Annotated in this window: 22 protein-coding genes and 1 tRNA gene; 12 read left to right on the forward strand and 11 right to left on the reverse strand. The window is 66.6% G+C overall.

What is annotated here, in order from left to right; all coding sequences use genetic code 11:
• The first annotated feature begins 5 nt into the window (after positions 1-5).
• The 4 genes from QW861_RS16735 (at position 6) to QW861_RS16750 (ending at position 2,682) form a co-directional block, all read left to right on the forward strand.
• Positions 6-311 carry an RNA-binding S4 domain-containing protein gene (locus QW861_RS16735; RefSeq protein ID WP_315752296.1) on the forward strand — a complete coding sequence of 102 codons (306 nt, stop codon included), beginning with the start codon at positions 6-8 and terminating at the stop codon, positions 309-311.
• A 114-nt stretch (positions 312-425) separates the two neighbouring features.
• Positions 426-764 carry a ferredoxin FdxA gene (gene fdxA / locus QW861_RS16740; RefSeq protein WP_315715248.1) on the forward strand — a complete coding sequence of 113 codons (339 nt, stop codon included), beginning with the start codon at positions 426-428 and terminating at the stop codon, positions 762-764.
• A gap of 501 nt (positions 765-1,265) precedes the next feature.
• Positions 1,266-2,096, forward strand: coding sequence for a CarD family transcriptional regulator (locus QW861_RS16745; RefSeq protein WP_315825512.1), 831 nt, complete (start codon positions 1,266-1,268; stop codon positions 2,094-2,096).
• Positions 2,097-2,268: 172 nt separating this feature from the next.
• The gene (locus QW861_RS16750) at positions 2,269-2,682 is read left to right on the forward strand and encodes a hypothetical protein (protein ID WP_316193288.1); all 414 of its coding nucleotides are present in this window, start codon (positions 2,269-2,271) and stop codon (positions 2,680-2,682) included.
• 15 nt (positions 2,683-2,697) lie between these two features.
• On the opposite strand, the gene QW861_RS16755 is transcribed toward QW861_RS16750, so the two are convergent.
• The gene (locus QW861_RS16755) at positions 2,698-4,164 is read right to left on the reverse strand and encodes a M48 family metalloprotease (protein ID WP_315715427.1); all 1,467 of its coding nucleotides are present in this window, start codon (positions 4,162-4,164) and stop codon (positions 2,698-2,700) included.
• Between the two features lie 48 nt (positions 4,165-4,212).
• Entirely contained in the window at positions 4,213-4,989 is a 777-nt protein-coding gene (locus QW861_RS16760) for a thermonuclease family protein (RefSeq protein ID WP_315752293.1), read from the reverse strand.
• Between the two features lie 223 nt (positions 4,990-5,212).
• Here QW861_RS16760 and QW861_RS16765 point away from each other — a divergent pair, with 223 nt between their 5' ends.
• The 3 genes from QW861_RS16765 to QW861_RS16775 all read left to right on the forward strand — a co-directional run bounded on the left by QW861_RS16765 (position 5,213) and on the right by QW861_RS16775 (position 8,292).
• Positions 5,213-6,397: an ABC transporter substrate-binding protein gene (locus QW861_RS16765; RefSeq protein ID WP_315752326.1), complete on the forward strand. Its 1,185-nt coding sequence runs from the start codon at positions 5,213-5,215 to the stop codon at positions 6,395-6,397.
• Between the two features lie 200 nt (positions 6,398-6,597).
• A complete protein-coding gene (locus tag QW861_RS16770) occupies positions 6,598-7,392 on the forward strand; it encodes an enoyl-CoA hydratase (protein ID WP_316170974.1) in 795 nt (264 codons plus the stop codon).
• 126 nt (positions 7,393-7,518) lie between these two features.
• Entirely contained in the window at positions 7,519-8,292 is a 774-nt protein-coding gene (locus tag QW861_RS16775; protein WP_316170973.1) for a hypothetical protein, read from the forward strand.
• A gap of 110 nt (positions 8,293-8,402) precedes the next feature.
• Here the strand turns inward: QW861_RS16775 and QW861_RS16780 are convergent, their stop codons facing one another.
• The 3 genes from QW861_RS16780 to QW861_RS16790 form a co-directional block, all read right to left on the reverse strand.
• Entirely contained in the window at positions 8,403-9,209 is an 807-nt protein-coding gene (locus tag QW861_RS16780; protein WP_315752290.1) for an enoyl-CoA hydratase/isomerase family protein, read from the reverse strand.
• A gap of 154 nt (positions 9,210-9,363) precedes the next feature.
• Positions 9,364-10,521, reverse strand: a complete 1,158-nt coding sequence (locus tag QW861_RS16785; RefSeq protein WP_315752289.1) for an acyl-CoA dehydrogenase family protein — start codon at positions 10,519-10,521, stop codon at positions 9,364-9,366.
• Positions 10,522-10,540: 19 nt separating this feature from the next.
• Positions 10,541-11,605, reverse strand: a complete 1,065-nt coding sequence (locus QW861_RS16790; RefSeq protein WP_315715255.1) for an acyl-CoA dehydrogenase family protein — start codon at positions 11,603-11,605, stop codon at positions 10,541-10,543.
• Positions 11,606-11,838: 233 nt separating this feature from the next.
• Here QW861_RS16790 and QW861_RS16795 point away from each other — a divergent pair, with 233 nt between their 5' ends.
• The gene (locus QW861_RS16795) at positions 11,839-12,618 is read left to right on the forward strand and encodes an SDR family oxidoreductase (RefSeq protein ID WP_316193289.1); all 780 of its coding nucleotides are present in this window, start codon (positions 11,839-11,841) and stop codon (positions 12,616-12,618) included.
• Between the two features lie 54 nt (positions 12,619-12,672).
• On the opposite strand, the gene QW861_RS16800 is transcribed toward QW861_RS16795, so the two are convergent.
• The 3 genes from QW861_RS16800 to QW861_RS16810 all read right to left on the reverse strand — a co-directional run bounded on the left by QW861_RS16800 (position 12,673) and on the right by QW861_RS16810 (position 14,359).
• Positions 12,673-12,939 carry a GlsB/YeaQ/YmgE family stress response membrane protein gene (locus QW861_RS16800; protein WP_315715257.1) on the reverse strand — a complete coding sequence of 89 codons (267 nt, stop codon included), beginning with the start codon at positions 12,937-12,939 and terminating at the stop codon, positions 12,673-12,675.
• A gap of 34 nt (positions 12,940-12,973) precedes the next feature.
• Positions 12,974-13,558 carry a YidB family protein gene (locus QW861_RS16805; RefSeq protein WP_315752288.1) on the reverse strand — a complete coding sequence of 195 codons (585 nt, stop codon included), beginning with the start codon at positions 13,556-13,558 and terminating at the stop codon, positions 12,974-12,976.
• 99 nt (positions 13,559-13,657) lie between these two features.
• Positions 13,658-14,359 carry a hypothetical protein gene (locus tag QW861_RS16810; protein ID WP_409998663.1) on the reverse strand — a complete coding sequence of 234 codons (702 nt, stop codon included), beginning with the start codon at positions 14,357-14,359 and terminating at the stop codon, positions 13,658-13,660.
• A 370-nt stretch (positions 14,360-14,729) separates the two neighbouring features.
• Between QW861_RS16810 and QW861_RS16815 the strand changes: the two genes are divergently transcribed.
• Entirely contained in the window at positions 14,730-16,856 is a 2,127-nt protein-coding gene (locus QW861_RS16815) for an NAD(P)/FAD-dependent oxidoreductase (RefSeq protein ID WP_316193290.1), read from the forward strand.
• 28 nt (positions 16,857-16,884) lie between these two features.
• Here QW861_RS16815 and QW861_RS16820 read toward each other — a convergent pair whose 3' ends face one another.
• Genes QW861_RS16820 through QW861_RS16830 form a run of 3 tightly spaced genes read right to left on the reverse strand, consistent with a single transcriptional unit; the run spans position 16,885 to position 19,392 of the window.
• Positions 16,885-17,829, reverse strand: a complete 945-nt coding sequence (locus tag QW861_RS16820; protein ID WP_315825506.1) for a M28 family peptidase — start codon at positions 17,827-17,829, stop codon at positions 16,885-16,887.
• A gap of 25 nt (positions 17,830-17,854) precedes the next feature.
• Entirely contained in the window at positions 17,855-18,472 is a 618-nt protein-coding gene (locus tag QW861_RS16825; RefSeq protein ID WP_315715262.1) for a fused MFS/spermidine synthase, read from the reverse strand.
• Positions 18,469-19,392, reverse strand: a complete 924-nt coding sequence (locus tag QW861_RS16830) for a fused MFS/spermidine synthase (protein ID WP_316193291.1) — start codon at positions 19,390-19,392, stop codon at positions 18,469-18,471. Before QW861_RS16830 ends, QW861_RS16825 begins: the two co-directional genes overlap by 4 nt.
• A gap of 394 nt (positions 19,393-19,786) precedes the next feature.
• Here QW861_RS16830 and QW861_RS16835 point away from each other — a divergent pair.
• From QW861_RS16835 to QW861_RS16845, 3 genes are all read left to right on the forward strand, one after another.
• Positions 19,787-19,863, forward strand: a tRNA-Arg gene (locus QW861_RS16835).
• A gap of 190 nt (positions 19,864-20,053) precedes the next feature.
• Entirely contained in the window at positions 20,054-20,746 is a 693-nt protein-coding gene (locus QW861_RS16840) for a flavin reductase family protein (protein ID WP_315715264.1), read from the forward strand.
• A gap of 81 nt (positions 20,747-20,827) precedes the next feature.
• Positions 20,828-22,933 (forward strand): tetratricopeptide repeat protein, encoded by a 2,106-nt coding sequence (locus tag QW861_RS16845; protein WP_315752283.1) that lies wholly within the window; start codon positions 20,828-20,830, stop codon positions 22,931-22,933.
• Positions 22,934-22,951: the final 18 nt, after the last annotated feature.

Genomic DNA, 22,951 nt, shown 5'->3' on the forward strand with positions numbered 1-22,951 from the left:
CAAGATTGGTTGGAAGGACAACGCCGACGTCCGACACCCCGTCAGAGCGCCAGCGCCTCGACAAATGGCTGTGGCATGCGCGGCTGGTGAAGGCGCGCACCAGCGCCGCGGCGCTGGTGTCGTCGGGGCATGTCCGGGTTAATGGTGTGCGCGAGACCTCGCCGGGCCATGGGGTGAAGACCGGTGATGTGCTGACCATCGCGCTCGATCGCAGCGTGCGCGTGCTCAAGGTGACCGGCTTTGCCGAGCGTCGCGGCGATGCCGCCTCGGTGCGCGGACTGTACGATGATCTGGATGGCGGACGATCCTGATCGATTGCGCCAGAGCAATGTCCGGTTCAGTTCTTCGCCCCGCTTCACTTGCGGCACACCACGTCCTGCGCTAGTCCAAGCCAGCCGAATTGTCGATCCGTTCCGGAGCCTTGGATGACTTACGTCGTCACCGAAAACTGTATCAAGTGCAAATACACCGATTGCGTCGAGGTCTGCCCGGTAGACTGCTTCTACGAGGGCGACAACATGCTGGTCATTCATCCGGACGAATGCATCGATTGCGGCGTGTGCGAGCCGGAATGCCCGGCCGACGCGATCAAGCCGGATACCGAGCCGGGGCTGGAGAAGTGGCTGGGCGTGAACGCCGAATATGCCAAGTCCTGGCCCAACATCACCCAGAAGAAGGACCCGCCGGCCGACGCCAAGGAGCACGACGGCGAGGATGGAAAGTTCCAGAAATATTTTTCGTCGAAGCCCGGCGCCGGAGACTGACGGTCGTCTCGCTACCTGCGCGGCACCAGCGCGCCCCGTCCTGCGGGGCGCCATCGCGCCGATCGAAATCGTTGCGCGGAAACAATGGCCTAGAACACCTCATGCGGTGAGCGGGAACCGCTGCATGAGTTGTTCTATTCCGGCACGTTGCACTTAACCCTAACTTCGTGGATCCGTCACAATACCGCCCCTGCGGCCTCTAAATCATTGATTTTTGCGGCAAATGTGCTATATATAGCACATTCTCAGAGCCGAACCCGGCCATGCGTAACCTTTTTTGGCCGCCCTTTTAGGTTCCCGCAACATCAAACAGGGGCGTGGCAGTTCCGCGCGCAGGCTGTGTCACAGAAAACGCGTAAAAAGAGTGCTTCCAAGAGTACAAAAAAAGCCGCCGCGGCCAGCCGCAGCGTTTCCAAGGGCCGTGCCCGGGCTCCTGTAAAGGAGATTCGGGCTGCCGCGAAGGCCTCGGCTGCCAAGTCCACCAAGAACAAAAGAAGCGCAATGCCTGAAAAGACTGCCAAGACTGCCGCGAAAGCATCCGCCGCGAAGACCACTCTTGCAAAGGACTCTGTTGCCAAGGCTGCGCCTGCCAAGGCCGCCGCTGCGCCCAAGGCTGCCACCAAGACCGCCGTTCCCGCGGCCGCTGCCCCTGTTGCCAAGCCTGCCGTCGCCGCCAAGCCGGCTGTTCCCGCCGCGGCCGCGCCGCGCGTCGAGGAAAAGAAGCTGCCGACCCAGCGCCAGGGCTTCAAGACCAACGAATTCGTCGTCTATCCGGCTCACGGCGTCGGCCAGATCCTGGCCATCGAGGAGCAGGAGATCGCGGGCGCCAAGCTCGAGCTGTTCGTCATCAACTTCATCAAGGACAAGATGACGCTGCGGGTGCCGACCGCCAAGGTCGCCAATGTCGGCATGCGCAAGCTGTCCGACCCGGCGCTGGTGAAGAAGGCGCTGGAGACCCTGAAGGGCCGTGCCCGCGTCAAGCGCACCATGTGGTCGCGTCGCGCCCAGGAATACGAAGCGAAGATCAATTCGGGCGACATCGTCGCGATCGCGGAGGTCGTGCGCGATCTCTACCGTTCGGAGTCGCAGCCCGAGCAGTCCTACAGCGAACGCCAGCTCTACGAAGCGGCGCTCGACCGTCTGTCGCGCGAGATCGCCGTCGTGCAGCACTCGACCGAGACCGAGGCTGTCAAGGAGATCGAGACGCAGCTCGCCAAGAGCCCGCGCCGGGGTGCCAAGACCGAAGCCGATGCGGTCGCCGAAGGTGATGCGGAAGGCGAGGGTGACGACATCGATGGCGACGACACCGCCGTGGCCGACGAGGCCGCCTGATCGACCGTTTGCGTTTTCGAATTAGTTGCTTACGAAAGCCCGGCCGCAAGGTCGGGCTTTTTTGTTTGGGCGTGTCGCCTTGACGACGTCCCGCTACTGTTCTTGGATCGTCAGCTGCGGGGGTGTCTGCGCAGCGGGCGTCCCATGCTTTGCCTCGACATAGGGGGACGCCATGTCAAATCCGGTGTTTGGACTGGCATCCAGCCCTCTTGCTGAGCTCGTATTCGTCGACGTGTATCGCGACGGCGGTTCATACGATGCCCGTTTCGAGACCGTGGACGGTCAGCCGATCGCGCTCTGGCTGCAGCGATCGAGGATGCCCGATGCTGAGGGGCTGCACCACCGGGAGCTGTTCGTCCACGACGGACAGCAGGACCCGGACGATCTCCAGCCGGTGGCCATAGGCAGTGCGGAAGAGCAGGATGTTCTACATCGCCTCGACGAATTCGTGGTCGGCCACGGCTCCGGCTGCGATGTCGGCGCGCTTGCTCGTCTCGTAAAGATGATAGGCTACATTCGGCGCCGTGAGCCGGTTTTTCCTACTTCCCAGCTGGAACGACGTCCTCCGGAAAGCTGGCCGAGCTGAGCCGCCGCAGCCCCGTCACTCCACCACGATCTTGACGCGGTCGCGGACCTTGACCTGGGCGCGGGCGTCGAGGCCGTTGAGAACGCGGAAGCGCTCGACCGGGCGGTCGACGCCGGTCATGCGGTGCGCAAGCGATTCGACGGTATCGCCCGGCTGCACGGTGATCACCTTGATGCGCAGCGGCCGGGCCGACTGGATCTCCTCCAGGCTGAGCCGGCGGAACGAGTTCACCGTCTCCCGCGCATTGCGCTCGCTCTCGGTGGATTTCTGCCGCGAGGCGAAGATGAAACGGTAGACGTCGCTGCCGACGCGCAACGCGTAGACCTTGAACTGCCAGGGATCGCCGCTCGCCGTGGTCGAGGCCGCCGGGAAGCCGTTGATCGTCAGCTCCTCGGTCGCCGACTTGTCGACGTTCTCCATCCAGCCGGAATTCAGATAGTCGCCGAGCGTCTGCTGGGCCGGCACGCGCACCACGTCGAAGCGCATCGCCTGCGCGCCGCCTTCGCGCACGCCGATCACCGCCTGCGCGGTGTTGTCGAGCGTGAAGTTCTCCGGCGCCTGGAAGGTGAAGCCGAGCTTCGGATGCAGGAAGCGCCGGCCGCGCACGAAGCCCTCGCTCGGGTCCTCGCCGTAGACGATGTTGTCGACTGCAGCCAAGTAGGTCTCGCGGTCATGCTCCCTGGCCTCGGGGGAGACGTATTGCTTGGCGATGGCGGCGGCGTTCTGCACCCGCTCCGGCGTCGCCGGATGCGACGACAGGAAGTCCTGCGCGCGCGGGTCGATTGCGACTTTACCGGCCTTCAACTCGGCGTTGCGCTCCATCGAGCTCAGGAAGCGCGCCGCGCCGTAGGGATCGAACTTCGCCTTGGCGGAGATGCCGACGCCGATGCCGTCGGCCTCGAACTCCTGGGTGCGCGAGAAGCTCGCCATCGTCAGCTTGGTCTTGGCGAGCGCCAGCGCCGTCAGGTCCGGATCGTTGCCCATATCTGAGACGACGCGGGTCACCACGGCGGCCTGCCGCGCCTGGTCCTCGCGGATCGCGGCATGGCGCGCCAGCACGTGCGCCATCTCGTGGCTCAGCACCGACGACAATTCGGAGGTGTCGTTGGCGAGCGCAATCAAGCCGCGTGTCACGTAGAGTTGGCCGGTCGGCAGCGCGAAGGCGTTGACCGCACCGGAATTCAGGATCGTGACCTTGTAGCCCTGGTCGGGGCGATCGGACACGGCCACGAGCCGGTCGACGATCTTGCCGATCAGGCCCTCGAGCTGGGGATCCTCATAGGCGCCGCCATAGGTTGCGAGAATGCGCTCGTGCTCGCGATCACTCGCCGGCGTCGTCTGCACCATCGCCGGCTTCGGCCGCGGCGTCGGCATCGGCGCCGTCGCCTGCTGCAACTTGCCCATGTCGCTGCAACCGGCCAACGCCAGTCCCAGGCACAGCAGCGCCGGTGCGATCCGCGAACCGCAGTTCATCACCGTCATGCGCTTTCGAACAGACAGGTTCACGTCGCTACTCACGTACCTCAGCGGTCAATTCCCGCTCAAAATCTCGATCTGGGCAGTCTGTGTCAGTTCCAGTCTCGGACCCGCATGCGCCTCAACCCAACCGCGCACGCGAACCTGCCGATTCGCAAGTGATTTGACGTCGATACCGGCACCTTCCAATACCGCCATCATACGCTTTGGAATAATCACCGCGAAGCCCCGTGTCCAGCTACGAGCGAAGTTCAGATAAGTTGTTGTCCCCGTCTGTCGTACGGACAACACCTTCCCTTCGACAACCGTAAATAGCCCTACGCGAGACAAAATATCGTCTGGACTTTCCGTGTTTTTTATGACGGTCCCAATCTTCCAGAGGCCGCGCCCGGCGCTGCGTGCCTCGGCTTCCGCCGCGCCCAGGCTGAGGGCGCAATCCCGGTCGGGCAGGTCGACCCCGCGCAGCACGGCGCCCTGCCGGAGCAGCTCGCTCTGCACTGGCTGGTCTGCGCCGGCCACGAACGCGAAGGCCCGCTGCCGGCCATAGCGGTCAGGGGTGTCGTCCTCTCCGCGCAGCACGACGTCGCGGCCGCGCAGCAGCACGCCCAACGCATCCATCGACGTCGCGCGCTGCTCCTCCGGCGGCACCTCGATGCCGGCGAGCCTGACCTCGCGACCGTCGTCGAGACGGAAGCTGCGTGCATCGATGATCTCGCTGACGTGGCCTTCGCCGAGCTCCGCGAACATGCACGGTGTGGCGTGACTCGCCGACATCATCGCGATGGTCGCGACGCTCGCGCCGAGCGCAATCAGCCTCCGTCTGCTCCGCATCCTGCGCTCTCTCGTCATGCTGCATCATCGCACGAAATTTCCATTCCACTGAGCGGAAAGCGGCGACCGGCGACGCTTTTGATGAGCGTGCTGAGCGCTTGCCGCATGCGAAAGCCTGCGCCATGATGCGAACTATCAAAGAGGCCGTCGCCATGTAGCGATGCGCCCGGCAGGGAGGATATCGATGAGCAGAACCATCCGCGGCGCGGCGGCGTCGTTGTTCATGCTGGCGTCGGCGCTGACGTTGTCCGCAGGCGTGGCGCATGCGCAGAGCAAGCCGCCGCTGAAGATCGGCGGCATTCTCGACATGTCGAGCCTCTACGCCGACATCACCGGTCCCGGCAGCGAGACCGCGGCGAAGATGGCGGTGGAGGATTTCGGCGGCGAGGTGCTGGGCCGCAAGATCGAGGTGATCGCGGCCGACCATCTCAACAAGGCTGATCTCGCCGCCAACATCGCGCGCGACATGCTCGACAACCAGGGCGTCGAGATGATCTGGGATGTCGCAGCCTCCGCCACCGCGCTGGCCGCCGGCGAGATCGCCAAGGCGCGCAACAAGATCATCATCTTCAATGGTCCCGGCTCTGTCAGGCTCTCCAACGAGGCCTGCGGCCCGTACACCGTGCACTACGTGTTCGACACTTTTGCGCAGGCCAACGTCACGGGCCTGGCGGCGGTGAAGTCTGGCCTCGACAGCTGGTTCTTCCTGACCGCGGACTACGCGTTCGGCCAGGATCTGGAAAAGGACACCACCGCCGTGGTGGTGAAGTCGGGCGGCAAGGTGCTCGGCAGCGTGCGTCATCCGCTCAACACCTCGGACTTCTCCTCCTTTCTGCTGCAGGCGCAGGCCTCCAAGGCCAAGGTGATCGGGCTCGCCAATGCCGGCGGCGACACCATCAACGCGATCAAGCAGGCCGCCGAATTCGGCCTCACCAAGGGCGGCCAGAAGCTGTCGCCGCTGCTCGCCTTCGTCTCCGACATCGACAGCGTCGGGCTCGAGACGGCGCAGGGGCTGCTGGTCGCGGAAGCGTTCTACTGGGATCTCAACGACGACACCCGCGCCTTCACCAAGCGCTTCATGGAGCGCACCAAGCGCGTGCCGACCTCGGCCCAGGCCGGCGTGTATTCCTCCGTCACGCACTATCTGAAAGCCGTGAAGGCCGCGGGCACCACGGACGCGGACGCCGTCATGAAGCTGATGCGGGCGACCCCGATCAACGACATGTTCGCCAAGGGCGGCCGCATCCGCGAGGACGGCCGCATGGTGCACGACATGTATCTGTTCGAGGTCAAGAAGCCATCGGAATCGAAGACCAGGTCCGACGACTACAAGCTGCTCGCGACCGTGTCTGGCAACGAGGCGTTCCAGCCGCTGGAAGCGTCGCGCTGCCCGCTGGTGAAGAAGTGACGGCCGGGGCGACGGCATTCCGGGGCGCGCCTGCGCAAGGCGCAAACTCTGCCGCGACATCCGTCGTTCCGGGGCAACGCGCAGCGTTGAACCCGGAACCTCGATGTGAGTCCATCAGCTCGGGATTCCGGGTTCGACCCTGACGCGTCGCCCTGGAATGACGGAGACATAACACCGGGAAACAACAAGGAGCGCCGGCCATGACCACCAACACCACAGTTCTGCAGCACCTCGACTCCGGCCTGCTCACGATCACGATGAACCGGCCGGAGCGGCGCAACGCGCTCAACAGCGACCTGACCAAGGGCCTGGTCGAGGCGGCGCATCGTGCGGCCAATGATCCGGAGGTGCGCGCGGTGCTGCTCAAGGGCGCCGGCGGCACGTTCTGCGTCGGCGGCGACGTCAAGGCGATGGCCGAAGCCAAGACCGCGCCCTCGTTCGAGACCAAGGTGACGACCTTGCGCGAGCGCATGGAGGTGTCGCGGCTGCTGCACCAGATGCAGAAGCCGGTGGTGGCGCAGATCGACGGCGCGGCCGCCGGCGCCGGCCTGTCGATCGCGCTGGCCTGCGATCTGCGGGTGGCCGGCGAGTCGGCCAAGATCACGACGGCCTTCGCCAAGGTCGGGCTGTCGGGCGATTTCGGTGGCACCTATTTCCTCACCCAACTGCTCGGCAGCGCCAAGGCACGGGAGCTGTATCTGACCTCGCCAGTCCTGACGGCGCAGGAGGCGCTCACCCTGGGCATGGTCACCAAGGTCGTGCCCGACGCCGAGGTCGAAGCGGCCACGCGCGCGCTGGCGATGTCGCTGGCGCAGGGGCCGAGCGTGACGCTCGGCTACATCAAGCGCAACATCAACAATGCCGAGACGATGACTCTGGAGGCCTGTTTCGACGCCGAGGCGATGCATCACTCGCGCTGCAGCGACACCGAGGATCACAAGGAGGCGGCGAAAGCCTTCGTCGAGAAGCGCGCGCCGGTGTTTCAGGGCCGATAGCTCCGCGTTCTCCGTCATTGCGAGCGCAGCGATCCAGGGTTATGGCCTGAGCTCTGGATTGCTTCGCGTCGCTCGCAATGACGCCGCGGGCTTGTGTGAACAGGGGATTCCGCAAAGAGGGCTGCGATGGCTTACCTCCACCTCCGTCAGATCTGCCTGGTCGCGCCCCGGCTCGAGCCGGTGGTCTCGGACATCGCCGCGATCATGGGGCTGGAGGTCTGCTACCGCGATCCGCATGTCGGCAAATACGGGCTGGAGAATGCGCTGCTGCCGGTCGGGCCGATCCTGCTCGAGGTGATCGCGCCGACCCGCGAGGACACCGCGGCGGGACGCTTCCTGGACAAGACCGGCGGCCGCGGTGGCTACATGGCGATCTTCGCCTGCGATGATCCCGATGGCCGTGCCGCCCGTGCCAACGAGATGGGTGTGCGGATCGCCAACGTCATCGATCATCCGCCCTATCACGGGGTGCAACTGCATCCCCGCGACTGCCGCGCCGCCTTCATCGAGCTCAATCACACCGAGGGCAGCGACGATGTGCTCGGCCCGTATCCGCCCGCCGGGCCGGATTGGACGCGCGCGATCCGCAGCGACGTGACGTCGGCGCTGACCGAGGTGGTGCTGCAGAGCCCCGCGCCGGCTTTACTTGCCGCGCATTGGGGGCGCATTCTCGATGTGGTGCCGGCGGCCGGCAGCGATGGTGTTGAGCGGTTGTACTTGCCGAACGCCCGTATCCGTGTCGAACCCGGCGAGCGCGAACTCATGAGCGGCCTGACGTTCCGCGTCGCCGATGCTGCACGTGTGGCCGACGCTGCGCGCGCCCGTGGCTATGCGGTTTCAGGCGGTTGCTTCACAACTGGCGGCGTTGCCTTCGCGTTGCAGGGGGCGGTCGCCAATTAGTCGATCGGCATGCCCGAGCTTGACCGGGCATCCACGTTCGTCTTTCCTCGTATCAAGACGTCATGGCCGGGACGAGCCCGGCCATGACGTCGATCGAAGCTCGCGGTTCGTCACCGCCCCCTGAAGTTCGCGAAGCGCCGCTCCTCCGTTGCCTTGACGCCTTCCTTGAAATCCTCGGTCGCGCGCAGCCGGGTCTGTTCGGCGAGCTCGTGCTCGGTTGCTGCCATCACACGGTCGGCGAGATTGGCGCGCATCGTGGCGCGGGTCGACAGCAGGCCGAGCGGCGAGCATTCGGCGATTTCCGCGGCGAGCTTCATCGCAGCCGTCCGCACCTGGTCCTGCGGCACGCATTCATTGGCGAGGCCCATCCTCAGCGCTTCCTCGCCGGTGACGCGGCGGCTGGTGTAGAACATCAGCTCGGCGTTGTTCTTGCCGACCAGTTCCGGCAGCGTCACCGTCAGGCCGAAGCCGGGGTGGAAGCCGAGCTTGGTGAAATTGGCGGAGAAGCGCGCTTCCGGACAGGTGACGCGGAAGTCGGCCGAGACGGCGAGGCCGAGCCCGCCGCCGATGGCGGCGCCGTGCACGGCGGCGACCACCGGCTTCTTGCAGCGGAAGATCCGCACCGCCTGCATGTAGAGATGGTTGATCGCCCCGAGGCTGTCGGCCGGATCGCCTTTGGCGCCGGCCGCTTCCTGCGCCTGGCGTGCCGGATCGGTGAAATTGGCGCCGGCGCAGAACGCCTTGCCCTGCGCCGCCAGCACCGAGGCGCGGATCTCGATGTCGCGGTCGAAGCCTTCGAGCGCGTCGGCGATCTGGTTGATCAGCGCAATGTCGAAGAAATTGAGCGGCGGCCGGCGAATCTCGATCAGGCCGACATGGCCGTGGATCTCGACGCCGATGTCAGGGAAGTGGGTCATGGTGGGTCTCCGATTCTGCTTCTCCAGCGTCATTGCGAGCGTAGCGAAGCAATCCAGACTGTTGGTGCGGTCCTGGATCGCTTCGCTGCGCTCGCGATGACGGAGCTACTTGCCCGTGGGCGCGGCTGCGACGATCGCGGCGTGTCGTCGACCCTCACCTTAATCCCAGCCCGCGCGCGATGATGCCGCGCAGCACCTCGGTGGTGCCGCCTTGGATCGTCAGCTTCGGCGCGGTCTGCATCGCAAAGGTCAGCTGGTTCTCCAAGGTTTCGCGATTTCCTGCGTTCTCCTCGACGAACGCGGCGAGGTCGCGGACGCGGTGCGGCAGCTGCTGCTCCCAGATCGTGCCGACGTCCTTGACGATCGAGGCCTCGACCACCGGCTCCTTGCCGGCCTGCAGCATGCCGGCGACCGACACCGACATCCGCCGCATCGTGTGCAGCTGAGCCACCAGCCGGCCGATGCCCTCCGCGCTGCGCGTGTCGGGGTTGGGACCGACCGCGCGCACCAGCTCGGTCAGCACGTAATAGGTTTCGAGGAAGCGCTCCGGTCCCGAGCGCTCATAGGCGAGCTCGGAGGTCGCTTGCTTCCAGGCGCCGTCGATCTCGCCGAGCTGATGATCGTCCGGCACGAAGGCGTCGGTGAAGACGACCTCGTTGAACTCCTTCTGCCCGGTGATCTGCCCAATCGGGTTCACCTTGATGCCGGGCGTTTTCATGTTCACCAGGAACTGCGTCAAGCCATGACGCCTGTTCTCCTTGGTCGACGGCGAGGTGCGGAAGATCGCGATCATGTAGTCGGCCATGTGCGCCGACGTGGTCCAGATCTTCGAGCCGTTGATCAGCCAGCCGCCCTCGGTCTTCGTCGCGCGTGTCTTGGCGGCGAACAGGTCGGAGCCCGAGTTCGGCTCGCTCATGCCGATCGCGAAGCACAGCTCGCCGCGGCAGATGCGCGGCAGGATGTCCATCTTGATATGCTCGGGCGCGTAGCGCAGCAGGATCGGCCCGCTCTGCCGGTCGGCGACGAAGAAGCGCCTGACCGGCGCGTTGGCGACGCGCATTTCCTCGGTCACGACGTAGCGCTCCAGGAACGAGCGCTCGTGGCCGCCATATTGCTTCGGCCAGGTCATGCCGATCCAGCCGCGCGCGCCGACGCGGGCTGCAAACTCGCGCGCGTCGGCGTCCTCGCGCTTGGGCTGGTACGGGTTGAAGGTGCCGGCCGCGATCTCATCAGCGAGGAAGGCGCGCACCTCCTTGCGCAGCTCCTCGCATTCCCTCGGCAGCCGGATCGGATCGAAACGAAGTGCGCTCATGCAACAATCCTCTTCGTGGTCAGCGCGAGGCGACCAGCGGCCACAGCTCATCGGCGCCGCGCGCAGCGACGCGCTTGCCGAGCTCGACGGCCCAATGACTCTCGGAGCCGAAATCGTCGCGCCAGGCCAGCGCGCGCAGCGAGAAGCGGTGCAGGATGTGCTCGGTGGTGAAGCCGATGGCTCCGTGGACCTGATGCGCGATCGCCGCGCCCTTCTCGGCGGCCTCGGCGCAGCGGATCTTGGCCGCGGCGGCTTCGAGAAACACCGCCTCGTCGAATGCGGCGGCCCGCGCGATCGCATCCGCGGCCGATGTCGCGGCGGCGCTCGCGGCGGCGCTCTCACCGGCCAGCCGTGCCAGGTTGTGCTGCACGGCCTGGAATTTGCCGATCGGCTTCTCGAAGGCGACGCGCTCACCCGCATAGTTGACGCTGATCGCGAGCAGCCGATCCAGCGCGCCGGCGATCTGCAGTCCGCGGGCGACGCCGCCCATCAGCATCAAGGTGGTGGCGTCGAAGCCGGCCGGTGCCGGCCGGCATGCCAGCGGCATGATCTTGTCGAACGTCACCGTGTCGCTGGGATCGTTGGCGAGGTTGAGGCCCGCGTCGATGCGCAGCCGCGCGGTCTCGACCAGCGCGATCGACACGCCGTCTCCGCCCTCGGCGAGCACGGCAACGTGCTGCGCCGTCCTTGCGAACGGCACGCCGCGGGCACGGCCGGACAAGGTGCCGTCAGTGTCGAGCGTGATCCGGTCCCTCGGATGAGCCGGCGCGATCGTCATGGCGCCGTCGGGGGAGGCAATGCCGCCTTGTTGCAGCAGCCAGCCCGCGAGCAGCGTCTCGGCCAGCGGCACCGCAATCGCAAAACGGCCGGCGGCATTGATGATCTCAAAGCCATCGGCGAGGTCAGTGCCGGCGCCGCCGAACTCCTCGCCCACCCAGGCGAGCGTCAGGCCGGCCTCGCTCAGCGCCCGCCACAGCGGCGCCGTCCAGCGGCCGTCCTTGTCGTGGTTGATCGTCTGCGGGTCGGCGAGATCGGCGAAGATCCTTTCCGCGGTCGCAACGACGATGTTCTCAGCTTCCGCCACAGCGCTCCTCGCCCTCGTTGTCGTCGGTCTCGGCGCGCCATGTCCTGCGCGCGCCGGCGATGTTTTGCCGGCATGATGAGCGCAAGCGACGGCCCTGACAAGCGTAGCCCGCTGCAGGGCCCCGTCCGCTCGCCGCATGGAGGCGAGCGATTTCCGCGCTGCGGAGATTGTGCCGATTTTGCAGATGCAGCGATGTTGGCTAAAAAGAAGCAAGGCAAACAGGGAGGTGCGGAATGGCTGAAGGTCTGTGCGCGGTCGTGACGGGGTCGGCGTCCGGCCTCGGAACCGCGACCGCGTTGCTGCTGGCGAAGGCCGGCATGCGCATCGTCGTGAACTATTCGAACAGCAAGAGTGAAGCCGAGCAGACCGCTGATCTCTGCCGCAAGGAAGGAGTCGAGGTCGTCGTCATTCAAGGCGACGTGTCGCGCGATGAGGATTGCCGCAAGATCGTCGCCGCCGCTGCGGCTTGGGGCCGGCTGGATGCCCTCGTCAACAATGCCGGCACCACCAAGCACGTGCCGCACGATCAGCTCGATGGCCTTTCGGCGGAGGATTTCCAGCGCATCTTCGCAGTCAACACCATCGGCCCCTTCCAGATGGTGCGCGCCGCGCGGCCGCTGCTGGAAGCGGCGGCCAAGGCGACGGCGCGTGCGTCCGCGGTCGTCAACGTCTCGTCGGTAGCCGGCATCAGCGGCATCGGCTCGTCGGTCGCCTACGCCGCCAGCAAGGGCGCGCTGAACACGATGACGCTATCGCTGGCGCGCGCCCTGGCGCCTGCGATCCGCGTCAACACCGTCTGCCCCGGCTACATCGATACGCCCTGGTTCACCAAGGGCCGCGGCGAGGCCGGTGCCAAGCAGGTGCGCGATGCGGTGGTCGCGCGGGTGCCGCTGCGCGCGGCTTCATCCGCTGAGGACATCGCGCAGCTCGTGGCGTTCCTGGCGAGCCCGGCGTCAGGCCACATGACCGGCGAGGTCGTGCGCATGGATGCGGGGATGCATCTGTTGGGGTGAAATCGTCATGGCGAGCGGCCGCTGTGGTCGCTCGCGATGAGTGGCGCGAGGCCGTTACCGATTGAAATCGCGGATCGTGCCGCTCGCGACCAGCCTGTTCCAGATGAACAGCACCACGATCGCGCCGAGGGTTGCGGTCACGTAGCCCGCGCCCTGGTCGGGGCTGTAATGGCCGATGGCCTGCCCGATGGCGGTGGCGATGAACGCGCCGACGATTCCGAGCACGATGGTCAGGATGAAGCCGGAGGGATTGTTGGGACCCGGCGATAGAAGCCGCGCCAGGAAGCCGGCGACCAGCCCGACGATCAGAATGTGCAGCATGAGTCTCGTCCTTCCCGTCAACGATCGCGGAGCGTCAGATCCGGCCCGCCAACTCATGCTCGGTCGGCAGCCGACCGTCCGGCGTGAGCTGATCGATCACTTTCGGCAGGTACTGGCTCAGCCCGTTCAACAGCTCGTCGCGCGACAGCCCGCTCTGCGCGGTGAGCTGATCGATCTGATCGGCGCCGAGCGCATTGGCGAGATCGCCGGGCGAGATCGGCTTGTTCTCGCCGGGGGAGACCCAGGAGTTCGCGGTGTCGCCATGGCCTTTGTCCTGGAACTGGCGCAGGAGATCGCCGAGCCCGCCCGACAACACGCTGCCGGCCGCGCCGCCCGCAAGCAGGCCGCCCAGGCCGCCGGCGATGATGTTGCCGAGGCCGCCACCAAGCGCACCGCCGAGCGGTCCGCCTTGATTCCCGGTCGGCTGGGGCGGCGGGACTGGCGCAGGCGCCGCGTTCGGCTGCTGTCCATTCTGCGAGAAATGCTTCACCGCTTTCCACGCCAGCAAAGCGAGGATCGCCATCGTCATCGGCGACATGCCGCCGTTCTTCTGCGTGGTCGGATGACTCGGCCCGCTCGGGCCGTTCTGCATGCCGTTGAGGATATCGAGTAGACCCATGACCTGCTCCTGCGCCCCGCGCCGACAAACCTATGGGCTTGCACGCGGCGTTACAAGCCGCGGTCAGATTCGTCGCACAGGGGAACGTGTCGCGCGCGCTCAGTTCCGGGCTTCGGCCCGTTTCGGCGCCTTGGCTCCGGGCGGTGCGGCTGCGGCCTGGCTCGGGCCGGTGAACATCCGCTTCAGCTCGTCGAGCTTCTCCGACAGGACTGGAAAGTTGCACGAGAACGAATCGCGGCGCCAGCCGTCCTTGGCGCATTGCGCTGCCTTGATGCGGGCGCGTGCCTCCACGTTCGACGCCGGCGATGGCAATCCGCCCTGCGCGGTCGCGGCCGGGGGCTTGTTCGGCCGTTGCGGCGGCGGGGCCGGCATGGCCGGCTTCGGCGGCTCGATCGCGGCCCGCGCCGTCATGTCCCGGAGCGAGGGCTGGAGGTCCTGCGTTTGCGGCCGCGACATCATCGCCGAGCTCATGTTGGCGTGGCGCTGGCGCTCGAGGTATTGCGTATACTGCTGGTCGATGAACTTCTGCTCTTCGGCCGTGGGATTGGGGCCGGCGATGTCGAAGCTGCGATCCTGCATGAAGTCGTAATAGACGTAGCCGCCGCCCGGCTTCCGTCTCCCGGCAAATTTCGCGTTGCATTGCGCCAGCGCCGCCGTCTTCTCCTCCTTGGAGGCGGACTTCTCGGCAGCGTCGGCACACTCCTCGAAATCCGTCGGGGAGCGGCTCCACCATTCCGCATGCGCGCGTTGAGGTTGCACGGCAGGCAGGCAGGTGATCGCTGCAAAGACCAGTACTGGCAGGCGGGGTGGGTACACGAACGGTAATCCTCAGCGGCTCCCCGCCTCAGATGACGGGAGATTGTCGCCATTTTGCGGCGGGGTGTGACTCCAATGCTGCGTAAATTGAGACTTTCTTCTTTATCTGCCGTGGTTCCGTGATCTCGTTGCCACAGTCGGGCCGGCAATGACGGCAGCGCCGTTCGTGAATCGCGCCTTGCTGTGGCGCCGGAACGATACGCAGCATTTTTCCACCATTTTCATCCCGCCGTAGTTGACGAAACTAATCTTGACGTTGGAAAGATTGGTGTTGACGAGACCGGGCAAGCGCTCCTATGAATATCTTGACAATGGAAAGATGAGCTGCGCCGCCCGGTGCGGAGGAGAGGCTGCGATGAAAGTGTTCCTCACGGTCAAGCTGGCGCTGTTGCCGTTCGTCGCGTTCTGGACCCTGCTGGCCTGGCATCAGCCGGCATGGGCGGTGTGGTCCGCGCTGGCCCTGGCGCTCGCCGCCAACGTCTGGCGAGCCTCCCGGAGCGAGCTCGCGCTGCTGGAGCTCGGAAGCCTCGCCCTTTTCGTCGTGCTGGCGATCGCCAACGACGTCGCGCCGAATTGGACGGCCGGCAACGCGCTGTGGCTGTCCTTCGCAGGGCTCGGCCTCATCAGCTTCGCTTCGCTCGCCGTCGGCCGTCCCTGGACCGCGGACTATTCCCGCTCGGCCTATGCCGACAGCGCCTCGACGCCCCAATTCCACCTGATCAACATGATGATGACCGGGCTCTGGGGCGTCCTGTTCCTGGTCCTCGGCCTGTGCCGCTGGGCCGGCGTCGCCTCCTGGATCGCGACGATGATCGTCGTCGGCGGCGCGCTGATCTCGATCTTCGGCCCGCGCTTCGCAATTCGCCAGGCCTTGCTGCGCATGCGGGCCGCGCGCGAGGAGTGCCATTGGCCGGCACCGGGCTTCACCCCCGCGGCCGGCGTCGACTGCGACGTCGCGGTGATCGGCGCCGGAATCGGCGGGCTGACGGCCGCCGCCCTGCTCGCGGAGTCCGGGTTGAAGGTGAAGGTGTTCGATCACCACGTGGTGCCGGGCGGCTTCTGCCACACTTATCTTCGCAAGGCTCACCACGACAACAAGCCGGTGCTGTATCGCTTCGATGCAGGGCCGCACGATTTCTCCGGCGTCTGGCCGGGCGGGCCTGTCGACAGCGTGCTGCGCCGGCTCGGCGTCGCCGACCGCATCCAGTGGCGGCGGGTCACCCACTCCTACCGTCTCGCCGGCCGCCGCATCGACGTGCCAGCGGGCTGGCGTGCTTATGTCCGACTGCTCTGCGAGATGTTTCCCGCCAGCGCGGACGGGCTCACCCGGCTGTTCGACACCATCCATGCCATTTTCGAAAGCATGTACGCGACGGGGCAGGGTCGCAGCGGCATTCCCGGCATGCCCGCCACATTGGAGGAGATGCTGGCCTTCCCGCGCAAGCATCCGCAGGCGTTCAGGTGGATGAACCGGCCGTTCGACGAGCTCGTCGCCGCCCATGTCTCCGATCCCGAACTCATCGCCTATCTCAATGCGCTGTCGGGCTATCTCGGCGACGGCAGCGAGACGCTGAGCTGCGCCCAGATGGTCCCGATCTTCGGCTACTATTTCAAGGGCGGCTTCTATCCGGTCGGCGGCTCCGGCCGCCTCGCGGACGTGCTCGCCGAGGCGGTCACCGCCAGGGGGGGCGAGGTGCATCTGAAATCCAGGGTCACGCGCATCCTGGTCGAGGAGGGCCGAGCCGTTGGCGTCGTGCTCGGCAACGGCCGCACGGTTCGCGCGCAGGCGGTGGTCTCGAATGCCGATCTCGGCCGTACCTTCACCGAGCTTCTGAGTCCCGACGATCTGCCCGCCGGTTTTCGCGAGCGTGCCCGCACCCTCGCGCCGGCGACGTCGTGCTTCTCGGTGCATCTCGGCCTCGACATCGTGCCCGACATCGCGCCCGCCACGCATCTCGATACGCCGATGGGAATCGGCCTTGCCGTGATGTCCAAGCTCGACCCGTCGGCGGCGCCCGAAGGCCATGCCACGATGACGATCATCACCCTCGTGCCGCACGATCAGGCCACGCGCTGGTTTCCGGGCGAGGGCGGCGACGACTGGAAGGCGTGGCGGCGCTCGCCGGACTACGAGGCCCGCAAGCAGCAGCTCGGCGATGCCATGGTTGCCGCTGCCGCGACCGTCATTCCCGACTTGTCCAGGCATATCGTCTATCGGACCGACGCCAGCCCGGTGACCTATGCACGCTATGATCTCGCCAGCGCCGGCGCGATCTATGGCGTGGCGCAGTCGGGACGGCTGAAGGGCGCCAAGGCGCCGGTGCGCAATCTCGTCATCGCCGGCGGCGGCAATGCCGGAGCGGGCGTCGAGGCCGTGGTGATCTCGGGCGCGGAGGCGGCCGAGGCGCTGGTGCCGGGTCTGCTGGCGCGCGCATCGGCAGTCGCGTCGGACGCGGTGACGGCGCGGCCGCGGGCGGCCTGAGCGCGGCGCCTGCCGCAGCTCGGGCGTATCAAGGCGTATAGAGGTAGCGCAGCAGGGTGCGGCCGACGGTCTCCAGGCTCTGCGCCGAGCACTGCTCGATCGTATCCTGCGTGGTGTTGAAATAGGGCTCGTAGTCGAAGTCGATGACGAGGAAGCTCGGAATGCCGGCCTGCTGCAGCGCCGTGTGGTCGTCGCTGATCGGATACGCCGTGGGCTCCGGCGAGAACGCCGATGGCGCGATACGGCTGCCGATGCTCCAGAACCTCTTGACCTCGGGCAACGCCGAGGCCAGCGACGACGGCTCCGGCTGCAGCTTGAGATCCTTGTCGCAGACCATGTCGAAATCGACTGCCTTCTCCGGCTTGTGCGTCGGATAATAGGTCTTCAGGTTGGCCGCGAAATGCGGCGAGCCCAGCGGGCGCCAGGTCGGATCGCCGGCGCCGAGCGATTTCGGCCCCTCCTCGCCGTCGAAGAAGATCATGTCGATGCCGACGTCGGGCTTCGGCGACAGCGACAGCACGCGTGCGGTCTCGAGCAGCAGCGCCACCGCCGAGGCGGAGTTGTTGGCGCCCGGCATCGGTGCGTCCGGCGATTTGGGATCGCGATAGGCCTTGATGATGCTGTCGTAATGGGTGGCGACGATGACGCGCCGCGGGTTCTGCACCTGGAAGCGGGCGATGATGTTGGTCAGCGGGATCGCCTTGCCGTCATCGCCCTTGGCGGTGAAGCTCTGCGTGAGCACGGCGTCCGCCGCGCTCTTGGCCATCGCTGCCTTGATGTAGTCGATCGTTTTCTGATGTCCCGGCTCGCCCATCGATCGCGGCGTGAACCGCAGCAGATCGGCGATGACAGCCATTGCGCGCTGACCGTCCCACAATTCGATCTGCGCGTCCGCGGCGTAGGCGGTCGGCGACATCAGCAGCAATACGGCCGCTGTCGCGGTGGCGGCGAGGCGAGGCCAGAACTCAGTCATCCGCAAAGCTCTTCAATGATGAAAATCAGGACGTCTTCTTGCCGAAGGGAATGAACAGGATGCCGGCGCAGCCAGCCAGCGCCACGGCGAAATAATAGGTGATCGCGCGCGAGCCGATCGTCGGAATCAGCGCGAACGTCGTGACGAGCGTGCCGACGACGTTGCCGATGGTCGAGACGCCATAGACCAATCCGGCGACACGGCCGGCCTCGCCGGCCGAGCGCGTCAACAGGCTGACGGCGATCGGCGAGAAGGTGCCGAGCAGGGTCAGCGGCACCAGCAGCAGCGCGGTCGAGGCCATCAGCGTCGCCATCGGTCCGTCGCCGATGCTGTCGAGGATGTCGGCCATGACGGTGTCGGCGGTCGCCGGCACCAGCGCCATGTAGGCGGCGGCGATCAGGATCATGGTGCCGATGGTGCGCGTCGTCGGCTGCCGGTCGACGATGGCGCTGCCGGCGAAATAGCCGATCGCGAGCGCGCACAGCACGGTCGAGATCAGGCTGGCCCAGGCGCCGATGCCGCTGCCGAAATACGGGTTGAGGTAGCGGCTGCCGAGCATCTCGAAGCCCATCAGCACGCAGCCGACCAGGAACGAACAGAGATAGATCGCCAGCATGCCGGCGCGGGACACCGGCGCGCTCATGGCTGCTTCTTGTTGTGGCGCTCGATGCTCTTCAGCGCCTCGACCGGCGCGAAGTCGTCGGTCAGCACCTTGGCCTTGGCGTCGATCACCTGGCCGTTATCGATGTCGATGCGCTTGCGCTGCGCCAGCATGTCGGCGAGCTTGTAGCGGAAGCCGAATTCCTTGTCGCGCTCCTGCGCGATGGCGGCGAGATCCTCGGGCTTCCGCTCGTCGCCGGGATAGGCGACCATCACGATGTTGCCGCCGGCCTCGTAGAAGTCGACCTGCGGGAACACGCTGTGGATGGTCTTGACCGCGGCGTCGAACAGCATGGTCGACGGCTCGACGTTCTGCGCCACCACGCCGCCCTCGGCGAGATGCTCCTTGACGAGCTGGTAGAATTCCTTGGTCAGCAGGTGGAACGGCACGAACGGTCCGCGATAGGCGTCGATCAGGATGATGTCGTAGCGCTCCTTGGATTCCTGCACGAACAGCCGGCCGTCGCGGTTGGCGACGTGGAAGTTCGGCTCCTCCTTGATGCCGAAATATTTCTTGGCGAGCTCCAGCACGGTCGGGTCGAGCTCGACCGAGGTCACCTGCACCTTGGGCAGGAAGCGGTGCAGGTACCAGGCGGTGCGGCCGCCGCCGAAGCCGATCTCCAGGACCGAGCTGACATTCTTTGCGTACATGACGCTCGCGGTCATGAAGCGGGTATAGTCGACCGGCAGATCGAGCTCGTCCTGGGTGTTGTAGACGCTCTCGGTATAGATGCGCCGGTTGTGACCGAACGTCATGCTGCGGTAGGGCGCCTGCTCATAGACATAGATGTTGTTGTAGAGCGACTCCTTCGACTCCAGCAGGTGGCGGGTGTCCTGCGCGCTTGCGGCGGCGATGGAGAGGAAGCTTGCGAACACGCCTGAAATGACCGACCGGATGAGCATCGACTTGTCTGTGTCCCTCGGCTGAAATGGGCAGGCGCGCTGGATCGAGCGGATCTCGTGGCGCCGGACGCCTGGCCCGGCCACGAGATGCGCTCAGGCACGACCAATACGGCAATCCCGAGGCCGGGTTCCAGATTGGCGCCGTTCTCTTAGACCATCGGCTGCCGTCCGGATAGTCAAACCGCCCCTCCCAAACGGGGGTGTGATCGGGCATGAGCAGCCCCGCTCTAACCGGGATCGCGCGGCTGCGTTCCCGTCGCCGTCCCCTCAGGGGACCCGAGCATCGTTGTGCCCCGGTCGGCCGCCCGGTCCAGGCTCCGACCGGAGAGGCTTCCGGTCGGTGGCCGGGTCTGCTATGGAGGCGGCGAAGCAGGTGCACTTCGGTGCAGGCTCCGGTCCCGTAGCTCAGCTGGATAGAGCGGCGGTTTCCTAAACCGTAGGTCGCATGTTCGAGTCATGCCGGGATCGCCATCTGCCGCAGCCTTGCACGCGCAGACAATCTCCAGATCAAACCCAGGGCGCGCCTGATCCGGCCCGTTCGGGAATCGGGTGGAGCGCTTCGCTGCCATCGAGGAACTTCTCCGAGTGAGACGGCGGCCTGAGCCCCGTCCGCGCGGCGCGCGCAATCGCCGCCGAGATGCATCACCCTGGAGAGCTTTCCATGCATACGACCATCGAGCCGGGCATCCTCTATTTCGGGACGCCGGTCGTCCTCATCAGCACCGTCAACGAGGACGGCGGCTTCAATCTCGCGCCGATGTCGTCGGCATTCTGGCTCGGCTGGCGCTGCATGCTGGGCCTCGCCGCCGGATCGAAGACGCCGCAGAACATGCGCCGCACCGGCGAGTGCGTGCTGAACCTGCCGTCGGTCGATCTCGTCGCCGCCGTCGATCGCCTGGCGCTGACCACGGGATCGGACCCGGTGCCGGCGATGAAGCAGCGCAAGGGCTACCGCCACGTGTCCGACAAGTTCGCCGCCGCCGGGTTGACCGCAACGGCGTCGGAAACCGTTGCGGCTCCGCGCGTCGCGGAATGCGCGGTGCAGCTCGAAGCCCGCATCGAGTCGGTGCATGGCATCGCCGACGACGACGCGATCCTGAAGGGGCACATCCAGTGCTTCGAGGTGCGGGTGCAGCGGGTCCATGTCGATGAGGCCATCCTGATGGACGGTACGCGTGACCGCATCGACCCGGACAAATGGCGGCCGCTGATCATGAGCTTCCAGCAGTTCTATGGCCTGGGCGCGCGCCTTCACGAGTCGCGGCTGGGCACCATTCCGGAGGCGGCCTATCGCACGCCCGACGTCGAGCGCGCCCGCGAGGCGGCCATGCGAATGGAGGTGGCGGCAGGCTGAGCCGGCTCGGCCTGGAGTCTCGCCTGGAATCGCCCGGCCGCACGTTGAAGCTTGCATTCGAGTGCGAGAGGTGGGGACATCATGGGGGCTGTGGCTGTCGACCGGCTGCTGATCGAGGCGGCTGATCATTACAATGCGGGGCGCGCCGGTCCGGCCAAGGCACTGTGCAGCGACATCCTCCAAGCGGTGCCGGATCATCTGCCGGCGCTGCATCTGTCCGCGATCCTCGCCTTCGCCGACGGCGGCATGGCGGAGGGTGCGGAGCTGCTCGGGCGCGTCTTCGCCCGCGATCCCCACCATGCGCCGGCCTATGTCACGCTCGGCGATGCGCTCGCGGTGAAAGGCGAGCGCAAGGGCGCCGCCGATGCGTTCGCGCGCGCAGCGGCTTTGCGGCCGCTCGATGCGGCGATTCACAGCAGGCTCGGCAGCGCGCTGCTCGAGCTGTCGCGCTTCGCCGAGGCCGAGGCCGCCTATCGCCATGCGCTGACGCTCGATCCCGCGCTCGGGCACGCGCGCTGGAATCTCGCGCTCGCCTTCAACCGGCAGGGGCGACTTGCCGAGGCGGAAGCGGCTTATCGCGAGTTGCTCGAGCGCGAGCCCTCCTATCCCGGTGCATGGCGGGCGCTGGCGCATGTGCTCGCCGACCAGGCCAGATATGACGAGGCCGTGCCCGCCTATCTGCATGCGCTGGCGGCGCAGCCGGCCGATGCGGGCCTCCACCTCGCCCTCGGCGACGTGCTCTACAAGCAGCGCGCCTACGCTGACGCCGCGATCCATTACCGCCGCGCCGGCGATCTCGCGCCCGGCGATGCCAACGCTGCACGGCTGCTCGGGCACGCGCTGCATGAGGCCGACCGCCCGGCCGAGGCCGTCGAGGCCTATCGGCGCGCCGCCATGCTCGATCCCACCGATGTGGTCGTGCTCAGCAATCTCGCGGCCTGCCTGTGCGGGACGGGCCAGCTCGATGCGGCCATTGCCGCCTGCGAGCACGCGCTGGCGCTGCAGCCCGATCACGCCCCGGCGCATACCAATCTGGGCATCATCCACGAGATGCGCGGCGAGACCATCGAGGCCGTCGCGGCGCATCGCCGCGCCGTCGCCTCCGATCCCGGTTACGTCAAGGGTCACGCCAACCTCGCGGTGGCGCTGCGCAACGCCGGCGACATCGACGCGGCGCTGGCCGCCTCGCATCGTGCGATCGCGCTGGCGCCCGACAATGCGCTCGCCCGCTACAATCACGCGCATTTCCTGCTGATGTGCGGCGACCTCGTGAACGGCTTTGCGGAGCATCGCTGGGGCCGCGACTGTCCGGACCTCTCCGCGGGCATGCCGCGCTTCGACGCGCCCGAATGGCAGGGCGCACCGCTCGACGGACGCACGCTGCTGCTGTTCGCCGAATATGGCATCGGCGATGCGCTGCAATTCGTGCGCTACATCGATCGCGTCAGGATGATGGGGGGGCCGGTCGTGCTGCAGGTGCAGCCGGCGATCGCGCCGCTGCTGCGCTGTCTGGAGGGCGTGACCGTGGTGCCACGCGGCGCGCCGCTGCCGCCATTCGACCTGCAGGCACCGCTGATGGATCTGCCGCGCATCTTCGGCACCACGCTGGAGACGATCCCGGCCGAGGTGCCTTATCTCGCGGCCGATCCGATCAAGATGGCCGCGTGGCGCAACGTGCTCGGGCGCGCGCCGTCGTTGAAGGTCGGCGTCGTCTGGGCCGGCAATCCCAGGCACAAGGGCGACCGCCAGCGCTCGCTCACCGCGCAGGCGGTGCTGCCGCGGCTCGTGATGCCGGGCGTGCAGCTCTATTCCTTGCAGAAGGAGCCGCGGCCGGACGATGCGCTAGGGCTCGCCGAGCTTGGCACCGACGTCATCGATCTCGCGCCGTTGCTGGGCGACTTCGCCGAGACCGCGGCCGCCGTCGCCGCGCTCGATCTCGTCATCTCCGTCGACACGTCGGTGGCGCATCTCGCCGGCGCGCTCGGCCGTCCGGTCTGGGTGCTCTTGCCCTATGCGCTCGACTGGCGCTGGTTGCGCGATCGCGCCGACACCCCGTGGTATCCGACCATGCGGCTGTTCAGGCAGGAGAAGCCGATGGCTTGGGACGGTGTGCTGGCGCGGACGGCAGGGGAGCTTGCGCGGCTGGCGGCAGGTGAGCGCGGGCCGTTGTTGCCCGGGCTGGTATGAGGCGGTGAGCGATGTCGA

The sequence above is a fragment of the Bradyrhizobium sp. SZCCHNRI1029 genome, from assembly GCF_032487555.1.
In the GTDB taxonomy this organism is placed as follows: Bacteria; Pseudomonadota; Alphaproteobacteria; order Rhizobiales; family Xanthobacteraceae; genus Bradyrhizobium.

Excerpts from the sequence above, each read along its gene's own strand:
- fdxA (WP_315715248.1), top strand. The coding sequence starts at position 426 with ATGACTTACGTCGTCACCGAAAACTGTATCAAGTGCAAATACACCGAT.
- QW861_RS16745 (WP_315825512.1), top strand. The coding sequence starts at position 1,266 with ATGCCTGAAAAGACTGCCAAGACTGCCGCGAAAGCATCCGCCGCGAAG.
- QW861_RS16750 (WP_316193288.1), top strand. The coding sequence starts at position 2,269 with ATGTCAAATCCGGTGTTTGGACTGGCATCCAGCCCTCTTGCTGAGCTC.
- QW861_RS16755 (WP_315715427.1), bottom strand. The coding sequence starts at position 4,164 with ATGACGGTGATGAACTGCGGTTCGCGGATCGCACCGGCGCTGCTGTGC.
- QW861_RS16760 (WP_315752293.1), bottom strand. The coding sequence starts at position 4,989 with ATGCGGAGCAGACGGAGGCTGATTGCGCTCGGCGCGAGCGTCGCGACC.
- QW861_RS16765 (WP_315752326.1), top strand. The coding sequence starts at position 5,213 with ATGCTGGCGTCGGCGCTGACGTTGTCCGCAGGCGTGGCGCATGCGCAG.
- QW861_RS16770 (WP_316170974.1), top strand. The coding sequence starts at position 6,598 with ATGACCACCAACACCACAGTTCTGCAGCACCTCGACTCCGGCCTGCTC.
- QW861_RS16775 (WP_316170973.1), top strand. The coding sequence starts at position 7,519 with ATGGCTTACCTCCACCTCCGTCAGATCTGCCTGGTCGCGCCCCGGCTC.
- QW861_RS16780 (WP_315752290.1), bottom strand. The coding sequence starts at position 9,209 with ATGACCCACTTCCCTGACATCGGCGTCGAGATCCACGGCCATGTCGGC.
- QW861_RS16785 (WP_315752289.1), bottom strand. The coding sequence starts at position 10,521 with ATGAGCGCACTTCGTTTCGATCCGATCCGGCTGCCGAGGGAATGCGAG.
- QW861_RS16795 (WP_316193289.1), top strand. The coding sequence starts at position 11,839 with ATGGCTGAAGGTCTGTGCGCGGTCGTGACGGGGTCGGCGTCCGGCCTC.
- QW861_RS16800 (WP_315715257.1), bottom strand. The coding sequence starts at position 12,939 with ATGCTGCACATTCTGATCGTCGGGCTGGTCGCCGGCTTCCTGGCGCGG.
- QW861_RS16805 (WP_315752288.1), bottom strand. The coding sequence starts at position 13,558 with ATGGGTCTACTCGATATCCTCAACGGCATGCAGAACGGCCCGAGCGGG.
- QW861_RS16815 (WP_316193290.1), top strand. The coding sequence starts at position 14,730 with ATGAAAGTGTTCCTCACGGTCAAGCTGGCGCTGTTGCCGTTCGTCGCG.
- QW861_RS16820 (WP_315825506.1), bottom strand. The coding sequence starts at position 17,829 with ATGACTGAGTTCTGGCCTCGCCTCGCCGCCACCGCGACAGCGGCCGTA.
- QW861_RS16825 (WP_315715262.1), bottom strand. The coding sequence starts at position 18,472 with ATGAGCGCGCCGGTGTCCCGCGCCGGCATGCTGGCGATCTATCTCTGT.
- QW861_RS16830 (WP_316193291.1), bottom strand. The coding sequence starts at position 19,392 with ATGCTCATCCGGTCGGTCATTTCAGGCGTGTTCGCAAGCTTCCTCTCC.
- QW861_RS16840 (WP_315715264.1), top strand. The coding sequence starts at position 20,054 with ATGCATACGACCATCGAGCCGGGCATCCTCTATTTCGGGACGCCGGTC.
- QW861_RS16845 (WP_315752283.1), top strand. The coding sequence starts at position 20,828 with ATGGGGGCTGTGGCTGTCGACCGGCTGCTGATCGAGGCGGCTGATCAT.